Raw genomic sequence first — 24,755 nt, 5'->3', positions numbered from 1 at the left:
GAGGAAATGAATTTATAACAAACTGATATAAAAACAAAGAGGTTTATTAAAATCCCTCCTTGTTTTTATATGGAGAAATAGGTTATAAAATAGAAAAGTTATCTAAATAAATGTTGTTCTAAAAGAAATACAAAATAAAAAATATAGAAATAACACCTATTTAGAACTAAAGAGTTTGACCATTATCAATAGTAAATACTTGGCCTGTAACAGACGCCTGCGTAAGTTGAAAAAGGACAGCATCTGCAATATCGTTTGGTGATGAAATACGTTGAAGCGGTAGGTTCCCAGCAAGCTCATACATCTTATCTTTATGACCAGACCACCATCTTGTTTCTATAGCACCTGGAGATATGCAGTTTACTCGAATATGAGGGGAAAGAGCAATTGCTAGAGATCTTGTCATGTTATGAATAGCTGCCTTTGTTGCTGCATAGGGGATAGAAGAGCCAATTCCGGTTGTTCCAGCTACGCTTCCTAAATTCACTATAGCGCCTGAACCTTGTTTCTTCATAAAGGGCACAACAGCTTTTATACAATGAAACATGCCTTTTACATTTACATCGTACAAGGAATCCCATATTTCATCTGTGGCAGATTCTAAATCATTCATAGCAATTTGAGCAGTAATACTAGCATTATTCACTAATCCATCTATTTGCCCAAACTCCTTTATAGTTTGTGACACCATTTCACGAACTTCCTTTTCTATCGCAACGTCTGCTCTAAAGGGGAGAGCGATACCTCCGCACTCTGTAATTTTCTCAGTTACTTCCCTTGCTTCTTTTTCTGATTTACGATAATTGATAATAACTTTTGCGCCTCTTTCTGCTAATTTTAATGAAATTGCTCTTCCAACACCAGTACCCCCGCCAGTGATAATATATGCTTTGTTTTCAAAATCGCTCATGTTCTTATCCTCCCTTTCTCTTTATCGTAATTTATTATAACTTTATTATGTAAAGAAGATATAATAGTTAATAATAAGACCAGTATCATTTTAAATGATATCAAAGGAGTGAGTTTACCTTTGGAAAGCCAAGATTTAAGAATCTTTAAATACGTAGCAGAGCAGAAATCAATATCAAAAGCTGCAGCAATGTTAGGGTACGTTCAATCAAATGTTAGTGGGAGAATAAAACATTTAGAAGAAGAACTAGATACTAAATTATTAAATCGAACAAATCGAGGAGTTACATTAACGGATGAAGGAGTTCTCTTATTAGAGTATACTGAAAAAATTCTCTTTTTAATGGATGAAGTAAAAACAAAATTGAATGAGGAGAAAGGGGAGGGTTCTTTAACAATTGGAGCTTCTCAAACCATTTCTGCCTTTAAAATCCCTCATTTTCTCTCCGGTTTCTTAAAACAAAATAAGAATATAAAAGTAAAAATCAAAACAGATACAAAACAAATACTACAAGAGCAACTTTTATATGGAGAAATTGATGGACTTTTTTTCAGTGGAGATAACGATGAAGATCGATTTGAAGAAGTTTATTGTGATCATGAGAAAGTTGTTCTTCTATCTTGTAAAGGTAATGATAAGAGGGAATCATCTCCAACATTACTCGTAAATAGTGACCCAAATTGTATATATAGAAAGAAAATGTTAGAGTTCTCTCAAAACCATAATTTCGATAAACCAGTTTTAATGGAATTTGACTCATTAGAATCGATCTTGCAAGGGATTTCTAATGGACTCGGAATGAGTGTTATTCCAGCAGATATAGCACATTCTCGTCTGAGTAGGAAGATTGTACAGTTTGAGGAGCTTTCAGAAGGTGTTCAAATTCAATTTGGGGTGAAGAAAGGAAAGCAAAGATCTCAAAGTGTGAAAAAGTTTATTCGTTTTTTACAGAAGTTATAAGATACGAATGAACAAATTTATTTTGCTTCATGGGTTTATTACATAAGGAGTAGAAGATGAACTGTGTATAAAAAAGAAGTGTTGTAACAAGACTAAAAAGAACGTTTCACTAGGAGGTTCTTTTATGGATCGTGAGCAGCACTTAGAGAAAATCTATAGTAAAGGGCAAGAGACGTCTTCTTTATTCTCTTCTTATTGGGAAAAGTATTCAGATTTTGGAAACTGGCATTTTTGGTTAGTTCTTGCTTCTTTAATTATTCCTCTTGTCCTATTGTATTTTACGGTTGATCGAAAACGAATTTTTGAAGTATTTTTCTTCGGTTATACAGTACATATAATGTGGACATACACAGAGCTTGCATTAACAAATAGCGGTTATGTTATTAGAGGTTATTATTTAACTCCTTTATTACCTCGCTCTATAAATATTACGGCGTCTGTTCTCCCTATAGGATTTTTACTTCTCTATCAGTATTGTACGAATCACAAAAAAAGCTTTATGCTCTATACACTAGTTTTAAGCGCTGTATTTGCGTTTATTCTTGCTCCTATTGAAGGAGCACTTAACATAATTGAATTAAAAAAAGGAATTACATCTTTTCACTTTTATGTCATAGATCTAATTATCGCATTTCTCGCTTATTGGTTCACGAGATTTATATTGAAGTTAAGACAGCGGGTTTAAATATGGCTAAGGAGCTATTTTAATATATAGTGCTAGAGGATAAAAATAAACCAAGGATGAGTTCATATACATCCTTGGTTTATTTAATAAGTTTATTTATCATCTTCATTATTCCTCTGTCTGTTCCCTTTGTTACTCTAAATAAATTTGGAAACTTTTGATAGCTCATCAATAAAGTAACGGTAATATAGGCTACATATATACTTAATGACATTAGCTTATTAGTAGGAAAATAAGCCCCTGCTGTTGTCATAACGAAAACTCTTGGAATTTGACCTACTAGTGAGGCAAGAAAAAAAACAGTCCATCGTACGCTACTCAAACCACATAAACTACTTGTGAGTAATGAAGGAAGAAGAGGGAGTAGTCCTCCGAAAAATAGGATGGATGTAAAAGCATTGTTAGCAAAATAGGCATCATATTTGCTTGTTGTAGGAGAATTCTTTACTTTTTTGCTTATCAAATCTCGAAAGCTGTATCTTGTAAGAAAGAAAACAGCCAAGGCACCTATCATAACGCCTATTAACGAAATTAAAGTTCCTTTTAGAAGGCCAAAGATAGCACCCATTATACCAACAGCTAAAAAGAAAGGAATAATGGGAAAGTGAGAAACAATAGCTATAAATAAAATACTGAGGATTATAGACATCATTGTGCCTTCTTTTATTACGTCTAACAAAGTATCCTTTTCTAAAAACACTGCTGTAATAGATAACATCAATCCGAAGAACCCTAATAATTTTTTATACATCTGTTTCACACCTAACAATACTTGTCATTTTCAAGTTAAATAAATGCAGATTTTCTTATGGATTTAAAGTAATAAAGGAAGTTCTTTAAGACCAAAAACAATGACACTTGGACACTGCTTTAAAGAATTGTTTAGAGCGTAGATTAGGCATTCAACGCAGCAACATACTAATCAACGTAACCAACAGTGATTAGCAGGATCAGCATTTAGTAGGTTCTGGGATAAAATCTTCCGTCATAAAGTTAACCTCTAGCTTATTGTTCTCCTTTTGATTAGGTGTATGCATTGCGTAACTTTTCCTAAAAAAGATAAATTTTAAATCAATGAGGAAGATCGAAGTCACAAAGAAGTTATTTAAACAACGTCAGGAAAGAGCACTCTTATGGGAAATAACTCATATAGGATAGAGAGAATATATTGGAGGATAATTTTTAAAAAATGTAAAATTTTAATTTTTCAAAAATCCGTTGTTTTATTTATGTAATAGTTGTAGTATAAACGGTGTAATTATTATACAAATTTCCTTTAATGGCTTTTAAATGAAGGAAATTTATAGTTAGATTTATATATAGGTAAGTTAATTGACGAATGATTCACTACTGGCAGGGGAAGGGTAGTTTGTTTAGCTGTTTTTTATCGCGTTCTAAGTAACTAATCAAGTTGATTTATTTAGAACACCAGAAAAAGGAATGAACCATATTATTAGACATGGAGGTTAGTTATTATGAAAAAGAAATTGCTAGCTGTTATTCCAACTTTCATGCTTGTCACAACACCTTTAACAATGGGAGTATTGCCTAATCATGCAGTAGTTAAAGCTGATTCTCAAAAAATTGCAACAAAAGCTGAAACACGACCGACTTTGCGTCTTGGTTCTCACTCTAGTTATGTACGAATCCTGCAACAAAGTCTTACAGATGTGAAGTATAATACAGGGATTGATGGGATTTTTGGCCCGAAAACTCAAAGTATAGTAAAACAGTTTCAAGCGGATCATAATCTATCTTCAGATGGAATTGTGGGACCTGCAACATGGGCTGCTTTAGATCAGAATAAGGTGGAAAGACAGCAGTTTACCGTCGATGATGCCATCGCATTAGGGCAGAAGAAGTTAGGGACCAATATTGTATTCGGTGGCGATGGTAGACTACTAAAAGACTCTAAAAAGCAGTCTTATTACAGATTCAAAGCAGCTAATAAGGACTGGATAGATGAAGGTGGTACAGGTACAATTGGATGGTATCATATTTATAAAGATGGGCGTGTAGTTGAAGATTTACCCTAGTATTGCCTCTTTTGTACGCAAGAAATAATCGTTAGACATATGATGTTTATCAAAATAAATATGTAATAAAAACAGAAGCTACTTGTAAAAGAATAGAGAATGATTAAGAAAAGAGTAGAAAGAAAACATGCAAAAGAGGCCTTAATGATAAAGGCCTCTTTTACATTTAGTTAACACTTAGTGACGGGAAAATTGTACTAGCATCTTTTTTTAATGAACTTTTTTATATTTTGGCTTATCTATAAGGTTCAATAAATGATAAAATTTACTAGGATTCATACGAAAAGTAAAGTGTGAAAACCGTACATATAAAAAGAGAAGAAAGGTGTAAAACCTATGATTCAGTCACCTATTATTGAGTTTAAATCTGTTAGTAAACATTTTATCCAAAATGGAGAAATGAAGCCTGTGCTTCAAGGCATTTCTGGTACGATTCAGCGAAATTCCATTGTCGTTTTTGTTGGTCCATCTGGATCAGGAAAAAGTACGCTTCTTTCTCTTTGTAATCTTCTCATTTCTCCTAATGAAGGAGAAGTTGTCGTAGAAGGGAAGGAGGTGCGGGAGTGGAACATAAGTAAGTTGCGACAGCATGTGGGCATTGCATTTCAAAATGCGCCTGTTTTGGGCGGCACTGTCGAGGATAATCTTTTGCTTACATATAAACTTCATAAAAAACAGACGTACAGCATTGAACAGTTGATAGCTTTTACAGGTCTTCCTAAAACCCTTTTACAACAAGATGCTAGAAGTCTATCAGGAGGGCAAAAGCAAAAACTATCGTTAGCACGAACGCTTGCTAATAATAGTTCAATCCTTCTTTTAGATGAAATCACAGCTGCTCTTGATCCTCTTTCAACACATGAAGTGGAGGACCTTGTGTTGCGCCTGAATAAAGAAGAGAACAAAACGATTGTATGGGTTACTCATGACCTTGAGCAAGCAAAAAGAGTAGGAGATTTAGTTTGGTTAATTGAAGATGGACGTTTAGTTGAAAGAGCTTCTGTTCAAGACTTTTTCACCTCTCCTACACATGAACGAACAAAGCAATTTTTAATGGGAGAAGAAGAATGGACTTTATAGTACTTTTATTTACGGTTATTTTTGTATTTATTGCTTTATTTCTATCAAAATCATTTAAAATTGGCATTGAAAAAGACATTATTATTGCGACAATTCGAGCAAGCATTCAGCTTCTTTTCATTGGGTATCTCCTAACATTCATTTTTAATCTAAATAATCCTTTTTTTACGATTATTATGATTTTGTGCATGATATTAGTAGCGGCTCAAAATGTAGTGAAAAAAAAGGAGAAGAAGCAAGGCGTGTTTTGGAAAGTTCTGCTTACACTTATTGTTGTAGAAGGCCTAACACAAGGTTTGCTTCTTTTGTTAGGCATTATTCCTCCCACACCAAAGTACATGATTCCGATTAGTGGAATGATTATCGGAAACTCTATGGTTCTCGCTAGCTTATTTCTAAACCGTCTAGCTTCAGAAGTAGAAATTCGGAAAGAGGAAGTTTTGCTTATTTTATCGCTTGGCGGATCAACAAGACAAGCCATTTCTCATATTTTAAAAGCAAGTATGAAAGCAAGTATGATTCCAACTTTAGAAAGCCAAAAAACCATTGGCCTTGTTCAACTACCAGGCATGATGACAGGACAAATTCTCGCTGGAGCTGATCCTGTCCAAGCTGTACGTTTTCAGTTGTTAATTGTATTTACGATGATGGCTTCTGCCACGTTGACATGCGTTATGCTTAGTTTTCTTATTTATCCAAGCTTATTTACCTCATATCAGCAATTAAAAGAGAGATAAAACTTTACTTATATATTGCTATAGAAAAAACAGCCTTTTCTTCAAAGAGGCTGTTTTTTCTATAATTAAGGAGTTCTCCTAGATTCTCTCCAACCCAGAAGGGAACGTTTTTAATGTACAGGAACTTTATTTTATGTTCTTAGTAATATTTTAAAAAACATCTTCAGGGACGATTATATCGTATGTTAAGATATAAATAAAAAAGGAGAAAAACTGAACTTATGACTATTGAAAAATCTATCACTCATATAAATGAGAATTGGACAGATATTTATCATCATTTACACTATGTTCATCACGAGAATATCTCTCATCAAGCAATACGTGTTCTCCAACGCATCGAAAAGAAATCTGAAACAACGATAGGAGATTTAGCCGCATACTTGCAGGTTTCTCACAATACCGCTTCTGAACATATTAAAAGACTTATTGCAAAAGAACTTGTTTCTAAACAAAGAAGCCCAAAAGATGAAAGAAAAGTGCTTGTCGTGTTAACAGAGAAAGGAACCAATATTCTATATAGACATACTCGATTAGATACGGAGAAATTGAAGAAACTATTAGAAAGTATGGAAGCGACTGAAGTTAAAGCAATTGAAAAAGCCTTTTCTCTTCTTAGTGAGGAAGCTAAAAAATGTTTTTAATCCTTAAAGTATTAGTCTCAGCACTCATTATTGGAATTATCTCAGGAATTGCTCAAATTTCGCCTAAGTATGGCGGAATCATAGCGGCTTTGCCATTAGTAAGTTTATTAAGCTTATTTTGGCTTTCTATTCAAGGAGAAACTACAACAGAACTCAGTAAATTCGCTTTAGGGGTCATTTGGGGTTTTCCAGCAACAGCCGTTCTTCTCATCATCGTAGCTATCTCACTCAAATCTTCTTTCCCTTTAATAGTATCGGTAGTGTTAGGTATTGGAGGATGGAGTGTTTTCTTACTTCTACAGGAGGTTGTTATGAAAAGGATTTTTTAATTGAGAGGACATATAATTGATACAAGAATTCTATGGGGAATGAAACAGAATATCTGAAGCAACCATTGTAGACATTTAGAAATGAAACTTAAAAGTATGAATCAAAGTACATACTATAAAAGTACAGCTGCCTATATTACTTTGGATTTTCACATGAAAACTACGCCGAAATTAATTGGACGTAGTTTTTTCTGATTTTCAGACTGTATACCATAATGAAGTTTATAGGAAAGACATAAGGAAATTTTTTTAAAAAATAAACACTTGTACAAGCAATCACTCTTTGATTTTCATTTAATATAAAGAATCAAAGAAAAGAGGTGATTAAAATAGGTAACTCTACTAGTAATGTATCTATTCCACGACCTCCTGATGTTGTAACAATTCTTTGGCAAAGAAACCCATTAGATAGAAGAGCTCCACGTACAATCGTAGAAGCCACTATTATTGGAAATGCTGAACCATGTCAACGTTTTTTGCAAACAGGAAAACGTTATAGAAAGGCAGCAAATTGTTTGCTTAACAATGGATTTGAACAGGTAACAAATGAAAGATTAGGTGTATTTGGTATTGCTGTATTTGTTCGTGAATTCTAGTTAGATAAAAAGAAATGCTTCCCCTTCACAGTTAGTGAAGGAGAAGCATTTCTTTTTAAGTGTATTGTTTTGTTTCAAGTGATTTATAAAGACTTTTTTCGACAATCACGCCAATTTTAAAGGTCTTCAAAGAGAAAACGAGAATCTCTTTTAGTAGTAAGCTTTTTAAAAATTCAGCGTTAAGTTAAGAAACAAAGTACAACTGAGCTTAAATTCAAGAGTACAAGTCACTATGGGGAGGAAGGATTATGACCATTTCTTATTTTCGGACAGCTCAAACCTTGATTACAGGAAGGAACTCTATCTCTAAAATAGGGGAAGAAGCTAAAAAATTAGGATCAAAAAAAGCCATAATTATAACAGATAAGGTTATTCGTCAGACAGGTCTACTATCTAAAGTTATTTTTTCTTTAGAAGAGATTAATTTAGCAGTAGACATTATGGATGAAGTAATGCCTGAGCCTCCATTTGAGAACTTAGAACAAATGATGATACAACTTGAAGGAAAAGAGTATGACCTTCTTATTGGTGTAGGAGGAGGGAGCGTGCTTGACGCTACTAAGGTACTTTCTATTATGTTAACTAATCAAGAGAATGTACGAGACTTGGTAGGAATTGAAAAGGTCCAAAATGCAGGAATTTCTACAATCTTAGTCCCTACTACTTCTGGAACAGGCTCTGAAGTTACATATAACGCTATTTTCACAGATGTTCGAGATAAGGTGAAGAAAGGAATTGTGAGTCCTTACCTTCTTCCTAAAGTAGCAATTGTAGATCCAGCATTAACGTTAACGGTTCCTCCATCAGTAACTGCAGCAACAGGAATGGATGCTCTTGTTCATGCTGTTGAATCTTATACAGCTATCCGCGCTGGAGAACTAACGGATGGAATTGCTTTACAAGCCATTAAACTAATTTCTCGTTCTTTACGTAAAGCTGTGTACAATGGAAAAGACGTAAAGGCGCGTGAAGATATGGCAATGGGCAGTTTACTTGCAGGGATTTCATTAGGTAATGCGGGCGTTGGTGCAGTTCATGCGCTTGCTTATCCGCTTGGCGGAAAATTTAAAGTTCCTCATGGAGTCGCAAATTCTCTTCTTCTTCCTTTTGTAATGAAGTATAATGTGGTGGCAGATTTAGAAAAATTTGCAGAAGTTGCTAAAGCATTAGGGGAAAATATAGAAGGCCTTTCGTTGAGGGAAGCAGCCAATTGTACGGTCTATGTATTAACTCAATTAGCTCAAGATATAGGAATTCCTTCTAGTTTAAAAGATGTAGGGGTTACAGCAGAAGATATTCCAAACCTCGCAGAAGAAGCAAGTAAAATTGATCGTTTGCTCAACAATAATCCAAGATGGTTAACGGTTAAAGAAATTGAGAAAATTTATGAAGAAGCATATAGAGCAAATACAAAGTAAATGATTTTGTGGATTAAAAAGAAAGAATGAAAATAGAAAAAACTACTGATAATCAGTAGTTTTTTCTATACTGCATTGACAAGTAATAAAATCTAACTTATGATTTATTCAACACAATTGATAACAATTATCGTTACACAAAAAATATTATCAATTAGAGGAACCTACGTATACAAAGAATAGAAATGGTGAAGTGAAATGAGAACCATAACATTTAAGAGTTATACCCAGTATGAAGAATTTATGAAACGAAAATTTGTTCATAAAGCGAATAGAAAAGGGATAGAAGGAGAGGAGCTAAACAAACACCTTAAAAACTACGAACACCATATACAAGAGGTTTGGATAGAAAATGAAGGCGATAAGGCTATTGAGGAACAAGGTTTTGTTACTATCTCTTTTCACCGAAAAAGAGGGAAACATAAACATGGAGGAGGGAAACATTTTCTAAAAGAGGCGAAGGGAAACCTTAACCACTCTATTCATGTGAGATTAGATGAAAATACGTATGAAGTTTTACTAAACTTTTGTTCAAAACATAAGATGGATATATCGCAAGCCATTCGCTTTTTTATAAAGAATAACACTGATAAAACCTCTTGAGTTTCAATCTCAATTATCCATTTTAGCTTTAAAAAATGTTACAGAGAAATGGTTATTACATAATATGAGGAGAGAACAATATGTCCACATCAATAAGGGAAGTTATTAAACAGAGACGAACAATTAGAAATTTTAACAATGAGGTTATCTCTTTAGATACCATAGTTGACATACTAAGAGACGCAACATGGGCTCCAAATCATAAGTTACGTGAACCTTGGCGTTTTGTATTGTTTCATGGAGATGGCAAAGAAAAACTTAGGGATATTTTACTTAAATCATCCGATAATATCCCTTCTAAAAAAATAGAAAAATTCACTCAAGCTCAAGCTAATATTGTAGTAATCATGCCTGAAAATACAGACCCTTTAAAACAAGAAGAAGACCTTAGCGCTGTATCTGCTTTAATTCAAAATTTCCTTCTGTTAGCTTGGGAAAACCAGATCGGTGTTCTATGGAAAACTGGAAAATTAATTCACAGTTCATCTTTCCAACAATCCGTAGGAATAGAAGAAAACGAAAAGATTGTCGGTATATTAATGGTTGGTAAATTTGATAACGTTCCAGAGGCTCAGCCGCGTGAAGATATTGTAGAAAAGCTAACGATTATTGATTAGTAGTAGGAGAACTATACTGTATTTGAACGATTACCTTTCTCTACATAAAGAACATGCGGTTAAGTAATATGAAGAAAGAATATTTTAAAAAACCATACCAACTATCTACTTTTCATTTTTTAATAGAATGAAAAAAAGACAACTACCTTTCCTCGAAATGGGAACGGGTGGTTGTTTTTTTATGGAATGAATTCAAGATGTTATTATCAATGGATATATTCAATTTAAATTATCCTATACAAATTCATACCAAGATGATTTTGTAGAAGGTAGATTAAACTTGATCACTAGGTATTCATTTTCTGTAAGAAGCCAAAGGACCTTCGAAATAAATGATTTGTGAGATTCGTATATGGGTAGAACGATCTTCCACATTAATTTGGATATGATCTATAGCAACGCCAGCATTTATCCCTTCAATTCTACCTCCTGTTGTCATCACCGCAATTTTCTGACCTTGATGTCTACTTAGATGCTGCACAAATACAGGATCTAATCCTGTTACATATTGGTTAGGTTGCGGAACTCCTGCAATCGGATAGATAGGAGAATGAGAAGCAGGCATATGATTAACATATCCCGGTTCATCAACAAGATTTTGATGATATTTATTTGTCTTTTTATTCAAAGTTAAAAACGGCTCCTCTAAATAGTTACGATTTATACTATTTTCATGCCTAGAAAAGAAAATATAGTAGAGAAAAAATAATCTATCTATAAAATTAGCACCTTACTTTAAAAGAAACTTTATTAGATTTTCTCTTTAATAACTTTCTGCAAAAAAACCAGAGGAAAAGAGGGTTCTTTTTCATCGTTTTAAAATATTTAAGGAAAATCTCTTGCCTTAAAGTGTACTTTAAGGATTATGCTAGTTTTGTAGCTTTACAGCATAACAAATTATTGAGAAAGGATTGTGTTATTCCTTATGTGTAATCAACATACAAACACAACGCCAACACGTGTATTAAGTGTTACAAAGGCGAAAGCACCATTTGAAACAACAACAATAGAAAGAAGAGCATTACGTCCAGACGATGTGTTAATTGATATTAAGTTCAGTGGGATTTGTCACTCTGATATTCATAGTGCTTTTGATGAATGGGGAGGAGGCATGTTCCCGATGGTTCCTGGTCATGAAATTGCGGGAGTTGTCGAAGCTGTCGGCTCAAACGTAACAAAATATGCAGTAGGAGACCACGTTGGGGTGGGGTGTTTTGTAGACTCATGTGGAGAGTGTGAATACTGCTTAGCTGGGGATGAGCAATATTGTACAAAAGGCGTTGTGCAGACGTACAATTCACTAGACTATGATGGTGAACAAACATACGGCGGTTACAGCCAAAAAATCGTTGTAAAAGAAGGATTCGTTGTTCGTATTCCAGACGCTTTAGAAATGGACGTGGCAAGCCCGCTACTATGTGCAGGTATTACAACATACTCTCCTCTAAAGCATTGGAATGTAGGGCCAGGTAAAAAAGTAGCGATCGTTGGTATGGGGGGCCTTGGTCACGTAGCCATTCAATTTGCTCACGCAATGGGAGCAGAAGTAACAGTATTAAGCCGCTCTACGAACAAAGAAAGTGAAGCGTTAAGCTTTGGAGCAGACCACTACTTCGCAACAAGCAATGAAGAGACGTTTAAAGAATTAGCGGGACGCTTTGATGTGATTTTGAATACTGTATCAGCTAACCTTGACGTTGATGCTTATTTATCTCTTCTTCGCATTGATGGTACGCTTGTAAACGTAGGTGCTCCAGCTGAGCCAGATCAATATAGCGTGTTTTCTTTAATTATGGGACGTCGTAGTATTGCAGGTTCTCTTGTTGGTGGTATTAAAGAAACGCAAGAGATGCTTGATTTTGCAGCAGAGCATAAGATTGCTCCTCAAATTGAAGTCATCAATGCAAGTCAAGTGGACGAAGCATATGAGCGCGTTTTGAAAAGTGATGTTCGTTATCGCTTTGTTATTGATGTGGCAACATTATAATTTTAAAAATATAGGCATAAAAAACGCTGTAGACTAGATGTCTACGGCGTTTTTTATGATTTATTTTTAGCATGCTCTTCTAACTCATCATAGTAGTGGAGTTTATGGTCAATTTTAGCAAAAGCTCGATCTAACTGTCTTTGTTTTTCAAACATTTTCTCTTTGTGCTCTTCGAGAATTCTCTTTCGTTGTGGAATCGTCCAATCACCTTCTGTTGTTAGCTCTACGATCTCACGCAGCTTAGAAAGAGCAATATCCGTTTTTCGCAAACAAATAATTAGTTCTAACCAAGATAAGTCACTTTCTTCAAAAACCCGATTTCCATTTTCATCTCGTTTTAGAAAAGGAAGAAGTCCTTCTTGTTCGTAATAGCGTAGTGTATGTGTTGGTAATCCGAATTTTTCGGATGCTTCTTTTATATAAAGTCCCATTGTATCCTCCATGATTTCTTTTATTCTTTTTCATTATAGGCCTTAAAGTGAACTTTAAGGCAACAGTTTATAAGAACAAAGTAATCTAGAGGAAGTTTATGTCTGTGAAATTAGGTGAATAGGGCATAATAGTCGAGAAAAAGTTGAAAATTTAGTATGGTATAGTTATCAATATTAAAGTAAAAGAGGTAGTAGGATGAAAACAGAACAACAGTATTTTGAAGAAGGAAAAACACTTCAAACATATATGGACGACATGAGTACATTAAAAGAAGAAAGCTTTTCTGTGTATAACGCGTTTCAGCTTCCCCAAGATGGATTTGCAGAGCAGTTAAAAATACAAAATCTTCATTTCTTGATTATTACAGAAGATTGGTGTGGAGACGCAATGATGATTAATCCCGTGATGCGAAAGATAGCCGAAGCAGCGGATGTAGAAGTTCGCGTTGCTTTACGTGATCAAGATACGGATTTAATTGACCGCCATCTCACAAATGGAGGACGTGCCATTCCAATGGTGCTCATTCTTAACAACGAAGGAGAGCTAATTGGAAAATGGGGACCGCGCGCGCCAAAAGTGCAAGAAATCGTCAATGAAGTGCGCTCAGTTCTTCCACCAAAAGAAGATCCTTCTTTCCCAGAAAAGCAAAAAGAAGTGATAAAATCTTTACAAACACGCTATATGAACGAGTCAGTTTTATGGTCGTATGTTTATGAAAGTTTTAAAGAAACAGTATTAAATATAGTAAAGTAAGGATAATAAAAACCACCTTTTGAGAGATTACCCTCAAAAGGTGGTTTTCTTGTTCATCTATTTCAGGATCTTTATTTTGTTTGCTGATTTATTTCCTGCACAATTCGTTTCCCTAGTTCTGGTGAAGCTTTATAAATTTAAAGTTAAGCTACCATAGAGGGAGTAGAGGAATAAAGGTTGTCCAACTAATAAGAGTGAAAAACAGATGCGGTACATTTTAATTAAAAAGTCCTTATCTGTTAAGATACTCCTCTTCAACTCTTAGGAGGATAACGAACCGCTGAGCCGCTTTTGCAGTAATAGGAGAAGAATAACCAAAGCGTCTTAGACAGTATTTATATCGCTTCCTAGTTTGATTGAGAAACAATTGAAACTGTTCAAATTCGCTCATAAGGATCCTCCCTATATATCATAATAATTAATATATGAAAAGAGAAGAAGAAAGTGTGGGAAATATGGAGTGTTTAATATAGCTTATTGTAGAGAGAGTATTGAATTTCGAGAGATGTTTGAATGCAAAAAAGCCCTTGTTAACAAGGGCTTTTTTGCATTATTTTATAACGATTTCTCCGTATAGTAAATCATGATGGCCTATACGTTTATGCTCTTCAATTTTCTAAGGAAAAAGAAAGTTTGGTCCTTATCCATTGTTTTGGTCAAAGATATGATCAAGCTCATGAAGTTCGTTCTCCGTTAATGTTAATAGCCAAGCAAGGGCGATTTGAGCAGGCTGTACTTCTTTTCTTTTTGCAAATTCTTTTAATTGATCTACTCGTTTCAAATTCGCAAGGAAAGCATCTTTTCGAAATAAAGGGTTATTTAAGCGAGATGTATCCGTAAACACATCGTCTTCCTTATAGGAGCCAGCAAGTAAACCTGAGGCTAACGGAAAGAAAGGAATAAGAGATATATCATTTTTAAAACAATAAGGAATAATCTCTTTTTCTACTGTTCGAACTAACAGAGAATATTCTGCTTGAAGAACATCTAAATAGCCTTCTTTATTAAACTCTTGAAGCTGCTGGAAATTGAGATTAGAAGCACCAACAGCCCTGATTTTACCTTCTTTTTTCAGCTATGCAAGTGTAAAAGCTGCTTCAAGTAAAGGAGTAGAGCTGTTTGGGAAATGAAGATAGAAAATATCAATATAATCTGTCTTCAGTCTTTTTAAACTGTCATCAACGGCCTCACGTAATGCTGAAGGACTATTGTCTATCTCTAACCCAGCTTCTCCAAACTGCGGATTTGGAGAAGCTTTTGTAGAAAGAATTAAATGATCGCGTACTCCTTGTTTATGAATGACTTCCCCAATTAACTCTTCAGATCGTCCCATCCCATAAAGATATGCTGTATCAATCATCTCGATGTTGTGACTTAGAGCAGAATACATCAATTCTTCACTTTTACGATCATCCATTTTTGGATACATCATGGCATTGCCAACAACGCCTGCATCAAATCCCATTTTAGAACTTTGCAATCCTGTTTTACCAATACGAACTTTATTTTCTACATTCTTTACCTTTTTTCTCCTCTTCGAATTAATAAAGCACCCTTTTATATAGGGAAACTTTAGTTCCTACCATACAACCTGGTGTTTACACAAGGTCAAGTAAGAATTAATTATTCGAAGGATTTTTTTGATTAGAGGTACAATGAAGGATAGTGTCCAAACTTCTCTCCTTTTAGCCGTTACTCCTCAATCATTTCCCATGCCTCTTGTAGCTCTTCCTTCTGTGGTTTTATTTTTTGCTGATAATCAACCAACATTTTATACCAATCGTATGGTATTTTCCCATTTTACTCTTGTTGAAGGAGAAGAATGGGTTTTAATTGCTGAAGTGACATACCAGTTTTCTTAAGACATTTAATCATTTTAAGAATTTCTTTATGAACTTCTTTGTATACTCGATGTCCGTTTTCTTTTCGATCAACAGGAGGTAAAAGTTCAATTTTTCATAATAACGAAGAGTATCCTCACTTACATTATATTGTTCAACAAGTTCTTTCATTGTATAATTTTTAGACATATTTTCTCTCCTCTTATCGAGATTTCTATATTATGAGAACAATATATAACCTAGAGTGCACTCCAGGTCAAGAGTTTTAGTTTGAGATTATTAGCGGAAGGAAAGATAGTAGAATGAGATGAACGAAAAAGATTGAGAAATAAAACAGATAAGCCTTTTCCATATTGCTTGTATGAATGTTTTCTGGAGTTTGTTGGAAGAGCAAGTGATTTAGATTATTCTACAGTTGTATTAGAACATCAAGGCATTTTTAAAGTTGAGTGTGTTTATAATGCTCTTATACAATCTCTTCAGCTATCAATTGACAAAGCTCTGCAATCTGAAGAGATGATTATTCAAGCTTTTGCGTTACTAGATAAGAGGGTAATTGAAGGGGATGAGATTGACTTCTAACATTCATCCTTTGATTAGGGAGTTTTATAGATTAAGATGTGATGCTGAACAGATTCCTCTCCTGAACGAAGAGCGTATGTAAAGGGGGATAAGAGTGAAAACCTTATTAAAAATCACCACTTTGGTTGTATACTTATTTCTCCTAAAGTAATTACCATCCGTTTTTGATATTCCTAGAAATACATATTTCATCATAATCTCTCTGCCCCTTACAATGGTGGCGTCCTCTTGATTTCCGTGCTTTTTACAATTAAGAAAAAGGGAAGAGGAAGATCAGATTTCCGTTCGTAAATTGTGAAAAAATCTAATTCTTTCAATATTTGTATGTCTAGAGATACATATTTTATTATGATATCCTTACAACTAGCAAATAAAATACTAAAGGAGGAAGAATGAAATGACAAACAACGAAAAGATGAGCGGACAAAGTAAACTTATTCTCTTCATCTTAATTCTAGGAAACTTTTTATGTTTAATTAGCGAAACAGTCATGAATGTAGCCTTACCAAAGATTATTTCAGAATTTCATGTTCCTACAAGTTCTGCTCAGTGGCTAACAACCGGATATATGCTCATTATTGGCGTATCTGTCCCTGTATCTGCCTTTTTAATTCAACGATTTACACTTAGACAGTTATTTATAACAGCGATGAGTTTATATGTAGTAGGATCAGTGATGGCCTTTATGACACCGCTTTTTTCCATATTATTAATGGGAAGAATGATTCAAGCCTTAGGCACAGGCCTTGTTTTACCCTTAGTGATGAGTACGATGTTAACGCTTGTACCTGTACATAAACGGGGAACAGTAATGGGTGTTTTCCAAGTTGCTATCTTATTTGCTCCTGCTATTGGACCTGTCCTTTCAGGGATCGCCATTCAATATTATTCGTGGCGAATTATCTTTCTAGGTCTTCTAATTGCAGCGGTCCTTATTTTATTGTTTGCCGTTTTTAAATTAAAAAACGTGTTAGAAACCTCAAGACCAAAGATTCATATTCCATCTGTTGTGCTTTCAACGCTAGGTTTTGGTGGAGTCGTTTATGGCTTTAGCGTAGCTGGTGAAGGTTCTGGGTGGGGGAATCCATTCGTATGGATTACACTTGCAATTGGTATTATTGCTCTTGCTATCTTTGTGAGAAAACAAACAAAAATGACGTCACCAATGATTAGTATGACACCTTTTACATCGTCTATTTTTTCACGAGGCATTCTTTTAATGTTTCTCGTTATGATGATTCAGTTTTCTATGATGCTTATTTTACCTCTGTACTTCCAAACAGCAGCATCATTGTCTCCACTCCAAACAGGCTTTCTTATGCTACCAGGTGGAATTACCCTTGCCCTTACAGCAATGATTGGAGGGAGATTATTCGATAAAATTGGATTCAAGCCTCTTCTTGTTGTAGGTCTTATTCTTCTTATCATCATGCTAAGCTTATTTACGAGAATTTCGAGTGATACAACAACAACTGAAGCAACTATTTTATATGCTTTCTTTACGATTGGTGTAGGTCTAAGCGTAGGGCCTGCAATGACGCTCGCTCTCAATCAAGTTCCAAAAGAACTGCATGCGCATGGTTCAGCGATTTCAAATACGATTAACCAAGTTTCAGGTGCGATTGGGCCAGCTCTTTATACAAGCATTATGATAATGACGTCACAACGATTTATAGAAGGTGCAGAGGGAGGGAACCAATCTCTTCTTGAAGTACAAGGGATGACAGAAGGCGTGCATACTGTATATTATACGGCTTTAGGTTTTGCAGCTCTTGCTTTCGTATTGGCGCTGACGCTAAAGCAAAAAGATCAACAACTTCAGAAGGGCTAAAAAAATATAAAAAAGCTATCCATAAATGTGGATAGCTTTTTTATATGAATGAAGTTCCCCACTTTTCCATTTAACAGAGATAGCAGATAAGATAAGCCTTTCATTAAGATACTCCGCACAATGAAAATTTTAAAAATTTAAGTGTTTATTCTTTTATAACATGATAATTTTGACAATGTAGGAAATATCAATGAAAAGGAGAAATGATCTATGAAGATTAAGATTGAAAATTTACCAAACTATCGCATGGCATACGTAAGACAAGTTGGTCCATATGGCCCTCATAACGCTCAAACAATGGAGAAATTAAAAAATTGGGCTAAAGTCAATAACCTACTTGATGAGAAGGCAATAATACTTGGGATTGCGCAGGATCATCCTGATAAAACTCCTCCTGAGGAGTGCCGCTATGATGCATGTCTTGTTATTTCAAATGATTATGAGGTTGATGAGAATGTGAGTGAAAGTGAACTATCCGGTGGAAAATATGCGATCTATAAAGTGAAACATACAGAAGAAGACATTCAACAAGCATGGGATAAAATTTTCATTGAATTGCTAAACAACGGTTATCAAATTGATGATAAGCCTATTTTTGAAAGATACAGCGGTGAACTGGTTGATCAGGATTATTGTGAAATTTGTGTTCCCATAAAATAAAAAAACTAATAAATTAAGATTCTTATCCTTTTGCAGAAGCAATTTGGTCTTAGTATTGCCTATCCTTTGTCATGTACTTTATAGAAAAGAGGATAACAGACTAATAGTCTGTTATCCTAATATTTTTATTGTAACTAATTTCCAAATTAGATATAATAATCAATGTGATTAAAAAGGCTTCTTCATTTTTTAAGCCCTCTTTATAGTATTAAGAAGCAATGTCATGCGAACCAGAAATAAAAAGTGAACAAACAGATAGGAGGGGTGTAGTGGAGAAGTATGATATGGCAATTATACTAGTGCATGAAATATATGGAGTTAATGAACATATGCAATCTATGAAGGAGAGGTTATCAAAGTTAGGGATAGATGTAATGTGCCCTAATTTATTACATAATGAAATTTCTTATTCATATGCGGAAGAAGAACATGCTTATAAAAATTTTTTACAAAACATTGGGTTTGAAAACGGAGTGCTCCAAATTAATCAAGTCATCCTTAAACTGAAGCAACAGTATAGGAAGGTTGGAGTTATAGGGTTTAGTGTTGGAGCAACAATATCATGGTTATGTGGGAGAAATAACATATGTGATTTTATAATAGGTTGTTACGGATCGCGCATCCGCAATTATATAGAGGTTAAGCCTGCTTGTCCTACATTACTTATATTTGCAAATGAAGAAAAATCATGTGATGTCCCTAAACTAGTAGACATGTTAGAGGAAAAAAGATATTCGTTTTTAGAGATAAAAAGATTTGACGGATCTCATGGGTTTATGAATCCATCCTCAAGTCATTATAATAAATTGTTAGCTAATCAGGCTTTGCAGCATATAAATAAATTTGTACAAAAACAATTAAGTGAAAATTTTCTATCAGACAGCTAAGCAACCTTACCCAAACTGGTTTTGCATATTTCTATTCGTTAGCTAAAAAGAGTTAATATAATCCTTTTTTATAACAAAATAAACATATTATACAATGAACTACTCTATCATTAAACACAATAAATTCAGAAAAGAATGATTTTTATAACACTTTTTTCTTTTTAACGAGGAGGATTAATAGTGGAACATGCATTAGAAGTAGAAAATCTACAAAAGTCATTTTCAAATTCGAGTTTCTCTCTAAAAGACATATCTTTTGCCGTACCTTATGGCTCTATTGTTGGATTTATAGGAGAAAATGGAGCAGGGAAAACAAGCACAATGGGTACCATTCTTGGAACATTAAGAAAGGATAGCGGTTACATAAGAGCAATCGGCGAAGAGATGAGTGATGAAAAACATGAGTTAAAAGAACATATCGGTGTTGTGTATGACAGCATGAATTTTCCTGGTAATTTGGATATGACAAAGCTAGGAAAAGTAATGAAACATGTATACAAAAACTGGAACAGTGAAACATATTCACATTATATTGATGTGTTTTCTCTTCCTAAAAAACAGGCAATAAAGAGTTTTTCGAAAGGCATGTCAATGAAAGTCTCGCTTGCGGTGGCTCTTTCTCACGATGCGAAGATTTTAATATTAGACGAGGCGACAGCAGGGCTTGATCCTGTCGCACGAGAGGACATATTGGACATGTTTTCAGAATTTGTAAAAGACCAAAAGCGGTCAATTTTGCTATCTTCTCACATTACGAGTGATATTGAAAAAATAGCAGATCAACTCGTGTTTATCAAAAAAGGAGAGATTGTGTTAAGAGTTAGCACAGAGGAATTATTAAACAACTATACTATTGTTCAATGTGAAGCTCATGACGTAGAGGCAATTGTAGAGAAGAGCATTAGCGTACGTAAGCGTGACAATCATATGGTTGATGTTCTCTTACCTTACAACAAAGAACTTCCTCTACAATATCGAAAAAAAGACTTTACAATCGATGATATTACATTGCTATTAATGAAAGGAGACGTGAAACGTGAAGGGACTCTTATTAAGTAACTTATATTCAATTGAAAAAAGTATTAAAGTATGTATGCTTTTCGCCATTATAGCAATTCCATTTATGTTAATGGCTACCGATCAAGGTCCAGTCTTGAGAATTGCATTCTTGGCTCCTTTTTTTCTATTAGCAATAACTTCTTTGGAAACGTTAAAACATGATAATGAATCAGGATGGAACAAATACGAAATTACCCTTCCTGTCAAAAGAGCTCATATTATTAGAAGTAAATACTTTACGTTTTTACTTCTCGTTATCATTGGGAGTATAGTTACATCTTTAGGTATGCTAATTGCTAGTTTCTTAGATTGGTTTCAGTTTACTACTTCTTCTTTCACACCTATAGCCAAAGGTGTATCAATAGCATTATGTATAGGGGCTTTAGCATATCCTTTAACATATATTTTAGGAACCAAAAAATCAGAGATAGTAATGGGAAGCAGTATAGGTTTTTCATTTGGACTGTGGTTTTTATTAGGCGGTTTGTTTTCTTTAAATGGACAAAATAGCGATGAAATCTTTGCGATTATACACCTTATAGTCTCGGTGCTATGCTTTACAGTTTCATACTTTGTTTGTAGAGTAATTTATAGCCGTAAAGAGTTTTAAAACGACAGAATTTCTGGGCTTTTATGTTAGAAACTTTCTTCTTTTTATAATGCTTAGGATGATAAAAAGAGTAAGAAAAATAAAATAATACAAAAAGAGGATCTATCGTAGTAGATCCTCTTTTTCTTATTTATTATCATTCATAATCTCTAATGAAATCGATTTTGATGCCATCTTGTTTCCAATGTAGGAGAATAAAAGGGTACTAAATAGGAGCATTATTCCTATAATAGAGAGAATCAAATCGTAATCAATAGCAGTTACGCCTTTTAAATCAACAAGCGCTAAAATATACGTTAGTGTAATTCCCATGATGATCCCCATACATAAACCAATTATCATATACGTGGTTACTTGAGTAAGAACAATTTTTCGAATGCCTTTCGGTTTAACACCCATTGTCCGCAATATAGCATACTCTTTTCGTTTCGAATAAATATTATTTGCTAATGAATTAAATACGCCAATTATCGTAGACAGAACGAGAATGGCTATAACGGCAATAAAAATGCCGTAGCGCTGGTAAATCATTTCACTTGATTCTTTGACTGATTGGTCGTAGCTACTAATCTTTAATTCTGGAAACTGATTTTTTAGACCTTCCAACTCTTTTACAGCATGATCGACCTGATCGGCACTGACGAAAAGACGGTAAAATTGCACATCTGTAAAATCTTTATTGCTTAAATCAAAGTAGACATCCGCTGTTTCAAGCATATAATCTGAGATGGCTCCAACTTTGTACATTCCTTTCGGTTCAACCTCTTGCTTTTCATTAGAATACAATCCTAACTGAATAGTTTGGCCGGCTTTAAGGTGATTCTTTTTCTCGAAATCTTTAGATATAACAATAGTTGTGTCTAAATTAGTTCCTTTTACATGTGGCATAAGTTTCTGATCATGTAATCGTTTAAAATCAACTAATGCATAATCAAAACTTGCCCAACCATCTTTGATTGGTATCTCTACGATGCCAAGTGTACTAATACTACTTGCATGCTGTACACTTGGCAGTTGCTCTGCGGCTTCCATTAGTTCTTGTGAATCTAATTTTGTATTACCATTCAGGCGTGTATCCACAACAATTGGAGTTGGAAATTCATTTTTTAAATAAGTTTGCTCATTGTCTTCAACCGACTTTAGTAACGAAGAACCAAATACTGCAATTATCATCAATGCACTAATGGTTGAAATAATAAGCGAATTTTTCCTTACCTGCGGAATGAGGTTTTTAATGGCAACATAATATTCTTGTCCAACTATCTTTTGGCCATATGGTAAGAGCCATGTTAGCCACCTTGGTAACCATACCGGCAAAATTAAAAAGAAGGAAAGAAGAATCGAAATGGCTGCACCTAAAAGCAGGCCTGGTCCATATTGACCTCTAGTCGGCAAATCTTGACTCGCAATGATTAAAAAGGCAGAAATCCCTATAAGTAGTTTAAAGAGAACTACTCGTCCTTTTTTATGACCAAACTCTAATTTTTCATTCTCCTCCATAGTCTTAAGCGGAAGGATTTTAGTGCTTCGATATGCCGGGATGAGCAAAAAGAGCTGAATAATAATAAAACTGCAAATGCTCACGATAATCGCGATAGTAGGGTTAAAATACATCGAAGAGGAAGAAAAATGAAAAAGTTTCTCCATCCAACGATAAATGAACGTTTGGCTCAGAAATGTGAGGGAAAACCCAAGACAGACGCCTAAACCATTAATAATGGTACTTTGAATAAATACCACTTTTCTCGTCTGTTTCGTTGTCGCTCCAAGAGACCGCATAATCGCAAATTGATGTTTCATTTTATACAGAAGTAGCTCAAAATTAGAAATAATCAGCAAGGCTGTGATGATTAACACTAATAAGGATAAGATAATGACGAATGTGTGGAGAGACTGTAAATTCCGCTGCACTGTTGGATCTTGTTCCGCTATATCAATGCGCAAATCTTTATCATATCCTTTAATTTGAGAGGAGAGGGAAAGTAAATTTGCGTCTTGTTTTGCTGAAATTAACATATATGTGGCTTCAGCATTGCTCCCATCATTCTCTTTCACATAGCCCTTTGCAACGCGTTGATTCATAATTAACATATCTGGAGCAACGCCCGCAGCGGACACATCGTGAATCGTTTCCACAAGCGTAAACGAGCGACCTTGCAGGTGAACTTTGTCTCCGACTTGAACATGTAGGGCTGTTGCTAGACCTTTATTCATAATAAGTGAATGATCGTCTAGCGATTTTTTAAAATGATAGCGGCTCTTCGGTAGGTGATCATTCTCAATCCCCACGGTATAAATAGGTTCGTTTATTTGGTCAACATTTACGTGAGTAATCGACACTTTTGAGAGCTCTTCTACATCCCGATTGTTGATGATTTGATTGATGAGAGGGTTTGAGATCTCTTTATCTTGATCGATATTGAATCCGACCGATAAATCCATATCGCCGTAAGTTTTCCGTAATTCTTCTTTTAATGAATCTTGCGCATTAAAAGAAAATAAAATCATGCTTAAAATGAGCATCACAGCTAAAGCGATACTGAAAATAGACGAAGAAATAATAAATCTATTAGCACGAAAAAGGCGAAGAGCTAATCCTTGGACTGTTTTCATACTGTTTGTTTCTCCGTAATAACTTTAAATCTAGTTAGGATATTATCTAGATCATCATGTGCCCCGCAATAGTATTCATCTACAATTCGTCCGTCATGAAAGAAAAGAATGCGATCAGCATATGTAGCAACATGGGCATCATGCGTTACTAATAGAATACTTTGATTAAATTTCTTTTTCGTCTCTACGAGTGCATGTAAGATATCCCTCGACGTATTAAAATCTAAATTTCCTGTTGGTTCATCTGCTAATATAATGGGGGGATCAGTAATAATGGCTCTGCCAATCGCTACACGCTGTTGTTGTCCCCCTGAGAGCTGGATTGGGCGATGCTTTTTCCACTCGGTTAGACCCATTAATTCAATCACGTCATCGACCTTTTTCGGAATTAGCTTTTTATCGATTTCTTTTAAGATAAGCGGAAGCGCAATGTTTTCTTCTACTGATAAGTCTTTTAATAGATGAAAAGATTGAAAGATAAATCCAATGTTTTCTCGTCTATATAACGAAGCTTGAGGTTCTTCAAACATATCCTTAGAATAGTTGCCATTCAATTCAATCGTACCCGTCGTTGGGTCATCAAGGGCTCCTAGAATATTTAGCAATGTACTTTTTCCTGAACCACTTGTCCCCATAATGGCTACCATTTCACCATATTTTAATTGAAAGGAGATATCTTTTAATGCTTCAACCTTATATCTTTCTCCCATATACACTTTAGATAAATTTTTAATATCTTATATCACTTGATTATTCATGCATTCACCTCGAAAAATTATATATTATAAAAATTTACATAAAAGGAATTTATAATAATAAATTGTAACATTATTCCGGTGTAAAGTGTGTTAAATTATAGAATTTGATTATTATTCTTATCACAGA

At 34.6% G+C, this 24,755-nt stretch carries 27 protein-coding genes and 2 pseudogenes; 20 read left to right on the top strand and 9 right to left on the bottom strand.

Features of this window, described 5'->3' with window-relative positions; all coding sequences use genetic code 11:
* Window positions 1-166: 166 nt before the first annotated feature.
* Window positions 167-910 (bottom strand): SDR family NAD(P)-dependent oxidoreductase, encoded by a 744-nt coding sequence (locus BM012_RS10115; RefSeq protein ID WP_061804223.1) that lies wholly within the window; start codon window positions 908-910, stop codon window positions 167-169.
* A 120-nt stretch (window positions 911-1,030) separates the two neighbouring features.
* Between BM012_RS10115 and BM012_RS10110 the strand changes: the two genes are divergently transcribed.
* Window positions 1,031-1,870, top strand: coding sequence for a LysR family transcriptional regulator (locus BM012_RS10110; protein ID WP_061804224.1), 840 nt, complete (start codon window positions 1,031-1,033; stop codon window positions 1,868-1,870).
* A gap of 124 nt (window positions 1,871-1,994) precedes the next feature.
* Window positions 1,995-2,555, top strand: a complete 561-nt coding sequence (locus tag BM012_RS10105) for a hypothetical protein (RefSeq protein ID WP_061804225.1) — start codon at window positions 1,995-1,997, stop codon at window positions 2,553-2,555.
* Window positions 2,556-2,634: 79 nt separating this feature from the next.
* On the opposite strand, the gene BM012_RS10100 is transcribed toward BM012_RS10105, so the two are convergent.
* Window positions 2,635-3,306 (bottom strand): TVP38/TMEM64 family protein, encoded by a 672-nt coding sequence (locus BM012_RS10100; protein WP_061804226.1) that lies wholly within the window; start codon window positions 3,304-3,306, stop codon window positions 2,635-2,637.
* Window positions 3,307-4,030: 724 nt separating this feature from the next.
* Between BM012_RS10100 and BM012_RS10095 the strand changes: the two genes are divergently transcribed.
* The 9 genes from BM012_RS10095 to BM012_RS10055 all read left to right on the top strand — a co-directional run bounded on the left by BM012_RS10095 (window position 4,031) and on the right by BM012_RS10055 (window position 10,615).
* Window positions 4,031-4,591, top strand: coding sequence for a peptidoglycan-binding domain-containing protein (locus BM012_RS10095; RefSeq protein WP_185183569.1), 561 nt, complete (start codon window positions 4,031-4,033; stop codon window positions 4,589-4,591).
* A 336-nt stretch (window positions 4,592-4,927) separates the two neighbouring features.
* Window positions 4,928-5,671: an ABC transporter ATP-binding protein gene (locus BM012_RS10090; protein WP_061804228.1), complete on the top strand. Its 744-nt coding sequence runs from the start codon at window positions 4,928-4,930 to the stop codon at window positions 5,669-5,671.
* A complete protein-coding gene (locus BM012_RS10085; protein ID WP_061804229.1) occupies window positions 5,659-6,408 on the top strand; it encodes an ABC transporter permease in 750 nt (249 codons plus the stop codon). The genes BM012_RS10090 and BM012_RS10085 overlap by 13 nt, the downstream gene beginning before the upstream one ends.
* Before the next feature lie 221 nt (window positions 6,409-6,629).
* A complete protein-coding gene (locus BM012_RS10080; protein ID WP_061804230.1) occupies window positions 6,630-7,052 on the top strand; it encodes a MarR family winged helix-turn-helix transcriptional regulator in 423 nt (140 codons plus the stop codon).
* Entirely contained in the window at window positions 7,043-7,381 is a 339-nt protein-coding gene (locus BM012_RS10075) for a DUF3147 family protein (RefSeq protein WP_061804231.1), read from the top strand. Before BM012_RS10080 ends, BM012_RS10075 begins: the two co-directional genes overlap by 10 nt.
* Window positions 7,382-7,701: 320 nt before the next feature.
* On the top strand, window positions 7,702-7,977 hold the full coding sequence (locus BM012_RS10070) for a hypothetical protein (RefSeq protein ID WP_225985211.1): 276 nt from the start codon (window positions 7,702-7,704) through the stop codon (window positions 7,975-7,977).
* Window positions 7,978-8,225: 248 nt separating this feature from the next.
* Window positions 8,226-9,395 (top strand): iron-containing alcohol dehydrogenase, encoded by a 1,170-nt coding sequence (locus tag BM012_RS10065; protein ID WP_061804232.1) that lies wholly within the window; start codon window positions 8,226-8,228, stop codon window positions 9,393-9,395.
* Between the two features lie 198 nt (window positions 9,396-9,593).
* Window positions 9,594-9,998 (top strand): hypothetical protein, encoded by a 405-nt coding sequence (locus BM012_RS10060; protein WP_061804233.1) that lies wholly within the window; start codon window positions 9,594-9,596, stop codon window positions 9,996-9,998.
* A gap of 80 nt (window positions 9,999-10,078) precedes the next feature.
* Complete coding sequence (locus tag BM012_RS10055) at window positions 10,079-10,615, top strand: nitroreductase family protein (RefSeq protein ID WP_061804234.1); 537 nt, start codon at window positions 10,079-10,081, stop codon at window positions 10,613-10,615.
* A gap of 295 nt (window positions 10,616-10,910) precedes the next feature.
* Here the strand turns inward: BM012_RS10055 and BM012_RS10050 are convergent, their stop codons facing one another.
* Window positions 10,911-11,243 (bottom strand): DUF2642 domain-containing protein, encoded by a 333-nt coding sequence (locus tag BM012_RS10050; protein WP_061804235.1) that lies wholly within the window; start codon window positions 11,241-11,243, stop codon window positions 10,911-10,913.
* A gap of 297 nt (window positions 11,244-11,540) precedes the next feature.
* On the opposite strand from BM012_RS10050, the gene BM012_RS10045 reads away from it, so the two are divergent.
* Window positions 11,541-12,602 (top strand): NAD(P)-dependent alcohol dehydrogenase, encoded by a 1,062-nt coding sequence (locus BM012_RS10045; protein WP_061804236.1) that lies wholly within the window; start codon window positions 11,541-11,543, stop codon window positions 12,600-12,602.
* A 53-nt stretch (window positions 12,603-12,655) separates the two neighbouring features.
* Here the strand turns inward: BM012_RS10045 and BM012_RS10040 are convergent, their stop codons facing one another.
* Window positions 12,656-13,033: a MerR family transcriptional regulator gene (locus BM012_RS10040; RefSeq protein WP_061804237.1), complete on the bottom strand. Its 378-nt coding sequence runs from the start codon at window positions 13,031-13,033 to the stop codon at window positions 12,656-12,658.
* A gap of 196 nt (window positions 13,034-13,229) precedes the next feature.
* Between BM012_RS10040 and BM012_RS10035 the strand changes: the two genes are divergently transcribed.
* Complete coding sequence (locus BM012_RS10035; protein WP_061804238.1) at window positions 13,230-13,787, top strand: thioredoxin family protein; 558 nt, start codon at window positions 13,230-13,232, stop codon at window positions 13,785-13,787.
* Between the two features lie 232 nt (window positions 13,788-14,019).
* Here the strand turns inward: BM012_RS10035 and BM012_RS26385 are convergent, their stop codons facing one another.
* Window positions 14,020-14,178, bottom strand: coding sequence for a hypothetical protein (locus tag BM012_RS26385; protein ID WP_161939302.1), 159 nt, complete (start codon window positions 14,176-14,178; stop codon window positions 14,020-14,022).
* Window positions 14,179-14,427: 249 nt separating this feature from the next.
* Window positions 14,428-15,204: pseudogene (locus tag BM012_RS26790) on the bottom strand (aldo/keto reductase).
* 223 nt (window positions 15,205-15,427) lie between these two features.
* Here BM012_RS26790 and BM012_RS26380 point away from each other — a divergent pair.
* The gene (locus BM012_RS26380; RefSeq protein ID WP_153018484.1) at window positions 15,428-15,649 is read left to right on the top strand and encodes a hypothetical protein; all 222 of its coding nucleotides are present in this window, start codon (window positions 15,428-15,430) and stop codon (window positions 15,647-15,649) included.
* Here the strand turns inward: BM012_RS26380 and BM012_RS26070 are convergent.
* Window positions 15,588-15,799, bottom strand: a pseudogene (locus BM012_RS26070) (MerR family transcriptional regulator). The gene BM012_RS26380 and the pseudogene BM012_RS26070 overlap by 62 nt on opposite strands.
* A 150-nt stretch (window positions 15,800-15,949) precedes the next feature.
* Here BM012_RS26070 and BM012_RS10015 point away from each other — a divergent pair.
* The 6 genes from BM012_RS10015 to BM012_RS09990 all read left to right on the top strand — a co-directional run bounded on the left by BM012_RS10015 (window position 15,950) and on the right by BM012_RS09990 (window position 21,257).
* A complete protein-coding gene (locus BM012_RS10015; RefSeq protein ID WP_061804242.1) occupies window positions 15,950-16,210 on the top strand; it encodes a hypothetical protein in 261 nt (86 codons plus the stop codon).
* Window positions 16,211-16,607: 397 nt separating this feature from the next.
* Complete coding sequence (locus BM012_RS10010; protein ID WP_061804243.1) at window positions 16,608-18,041, top strand: DHA2 family efflux MFS transporter permease subunit; 1,434 nt, start codon at window positions 16,608-16,610, stop codon at window positions 18,039-18,041.
* Window positions 18,042-18,251: 210 nt separating this feature from the next.
* The gene (locus tag BM012_RS10005; RefSeq protein WP_061804244.1) at window positions 18,252-18,701 is read left to right on the top strand and encodes an AraC family transcriptional regulator; all 450 of its coding nucleotides are present in this window, start codon (window positions 18,252-18,254) and stop codon (window positions 18,699-18,701) included.
* Between the two features lie 269 nt (window positions 18,702-18,970).
* Window positions 18,971-19,588, top strand: a complete 618-nt coding sequence (locus BM012_RS10000; protein ID WP_061804245.1) for a dienelactone hydrolase family protein — start codon at window positions 18,971-18,973, stop codon at window positions 19,586-19,588.
* A gap of 180 nt (window positions 19,589-19,768) precedes the next feature.
* Window positions 19,769-20,647: an ABC transporter ATP-binding protein gene (locus BM012_RS09995; RefSeq protein WP_061804246.1), complete on the top strand. Its 879-nt coding sequence runs from the start codon at window positions 19,769-19,771 to the stop codon at window positions 20,645-20,647.
* Window positions 20,625-21,257 carry an ABC-2 transporter permease gene (locus BM012_RS09990; RefSeq protein ID WP_061804247.1) on the top strand — a complete coding sequence of 211 codons (633 nt, stop codon included), beginning with the start codon at window positions 20,625-20,627 and terminating at the stop codon, window positions 21,255-21,257. Before BM012_RS09995 ends, BM012_RS09990 begins: the two co-directional genes overlap by 23 nt.
* Before the next feature lie 126 nt (window positions 21,258-21,383).
* Here BM012_RS09990 and BM012_RS09985 read toward each other — a convergent pair whose 3' ends face one another.
* Together BM012_RS09985 and BM012_RS09980 are read right to left on the bottom strand one after the other, a co-directional pair.
* The gene (locus BM012_RS09985; protein WP_061804248.1) at window positions 21,384-23,870 is read right to left on the bottom strand and encodes an FtsX-like permease family protein; all 2,487 of its coding nucleotides are present in this window, start codon (window positions 23,868-23,870) and stop codon (window positions 21,384-21,386) included.
* Entirely contained in the window at window positions 23,867-24,580 is a 714-nt protein-coding gene (locus BM012_RS09980; protein ID WP_061804249.1) for an ABC transporter ATP-binding protein, read from the bottom strand. The genes BM012_RS09985 and BM012_RS09980 overlap by 4 nt, the downstream gene beginning before the upstream one ends.
* Between the last annotated feature and the right edge of the window lie 175 nt (window positions 24,581-24,755).

This window comes from Priestia endophytica DSM 13796 (genome assembly GCF_900115845.1).
Taxonomy (GTDB): domain Bacteria; phylum Bacillota; class Bacilli; order Bacillales; family Bacillaceae_H; genus Bacillus_I; species Bacillus_I endophytica.
The sequence above is the reverse complement of the archived record's forward strand: the minus strand, read 5'-3'. Positions and strand labels throughout refer to the sequence as shown.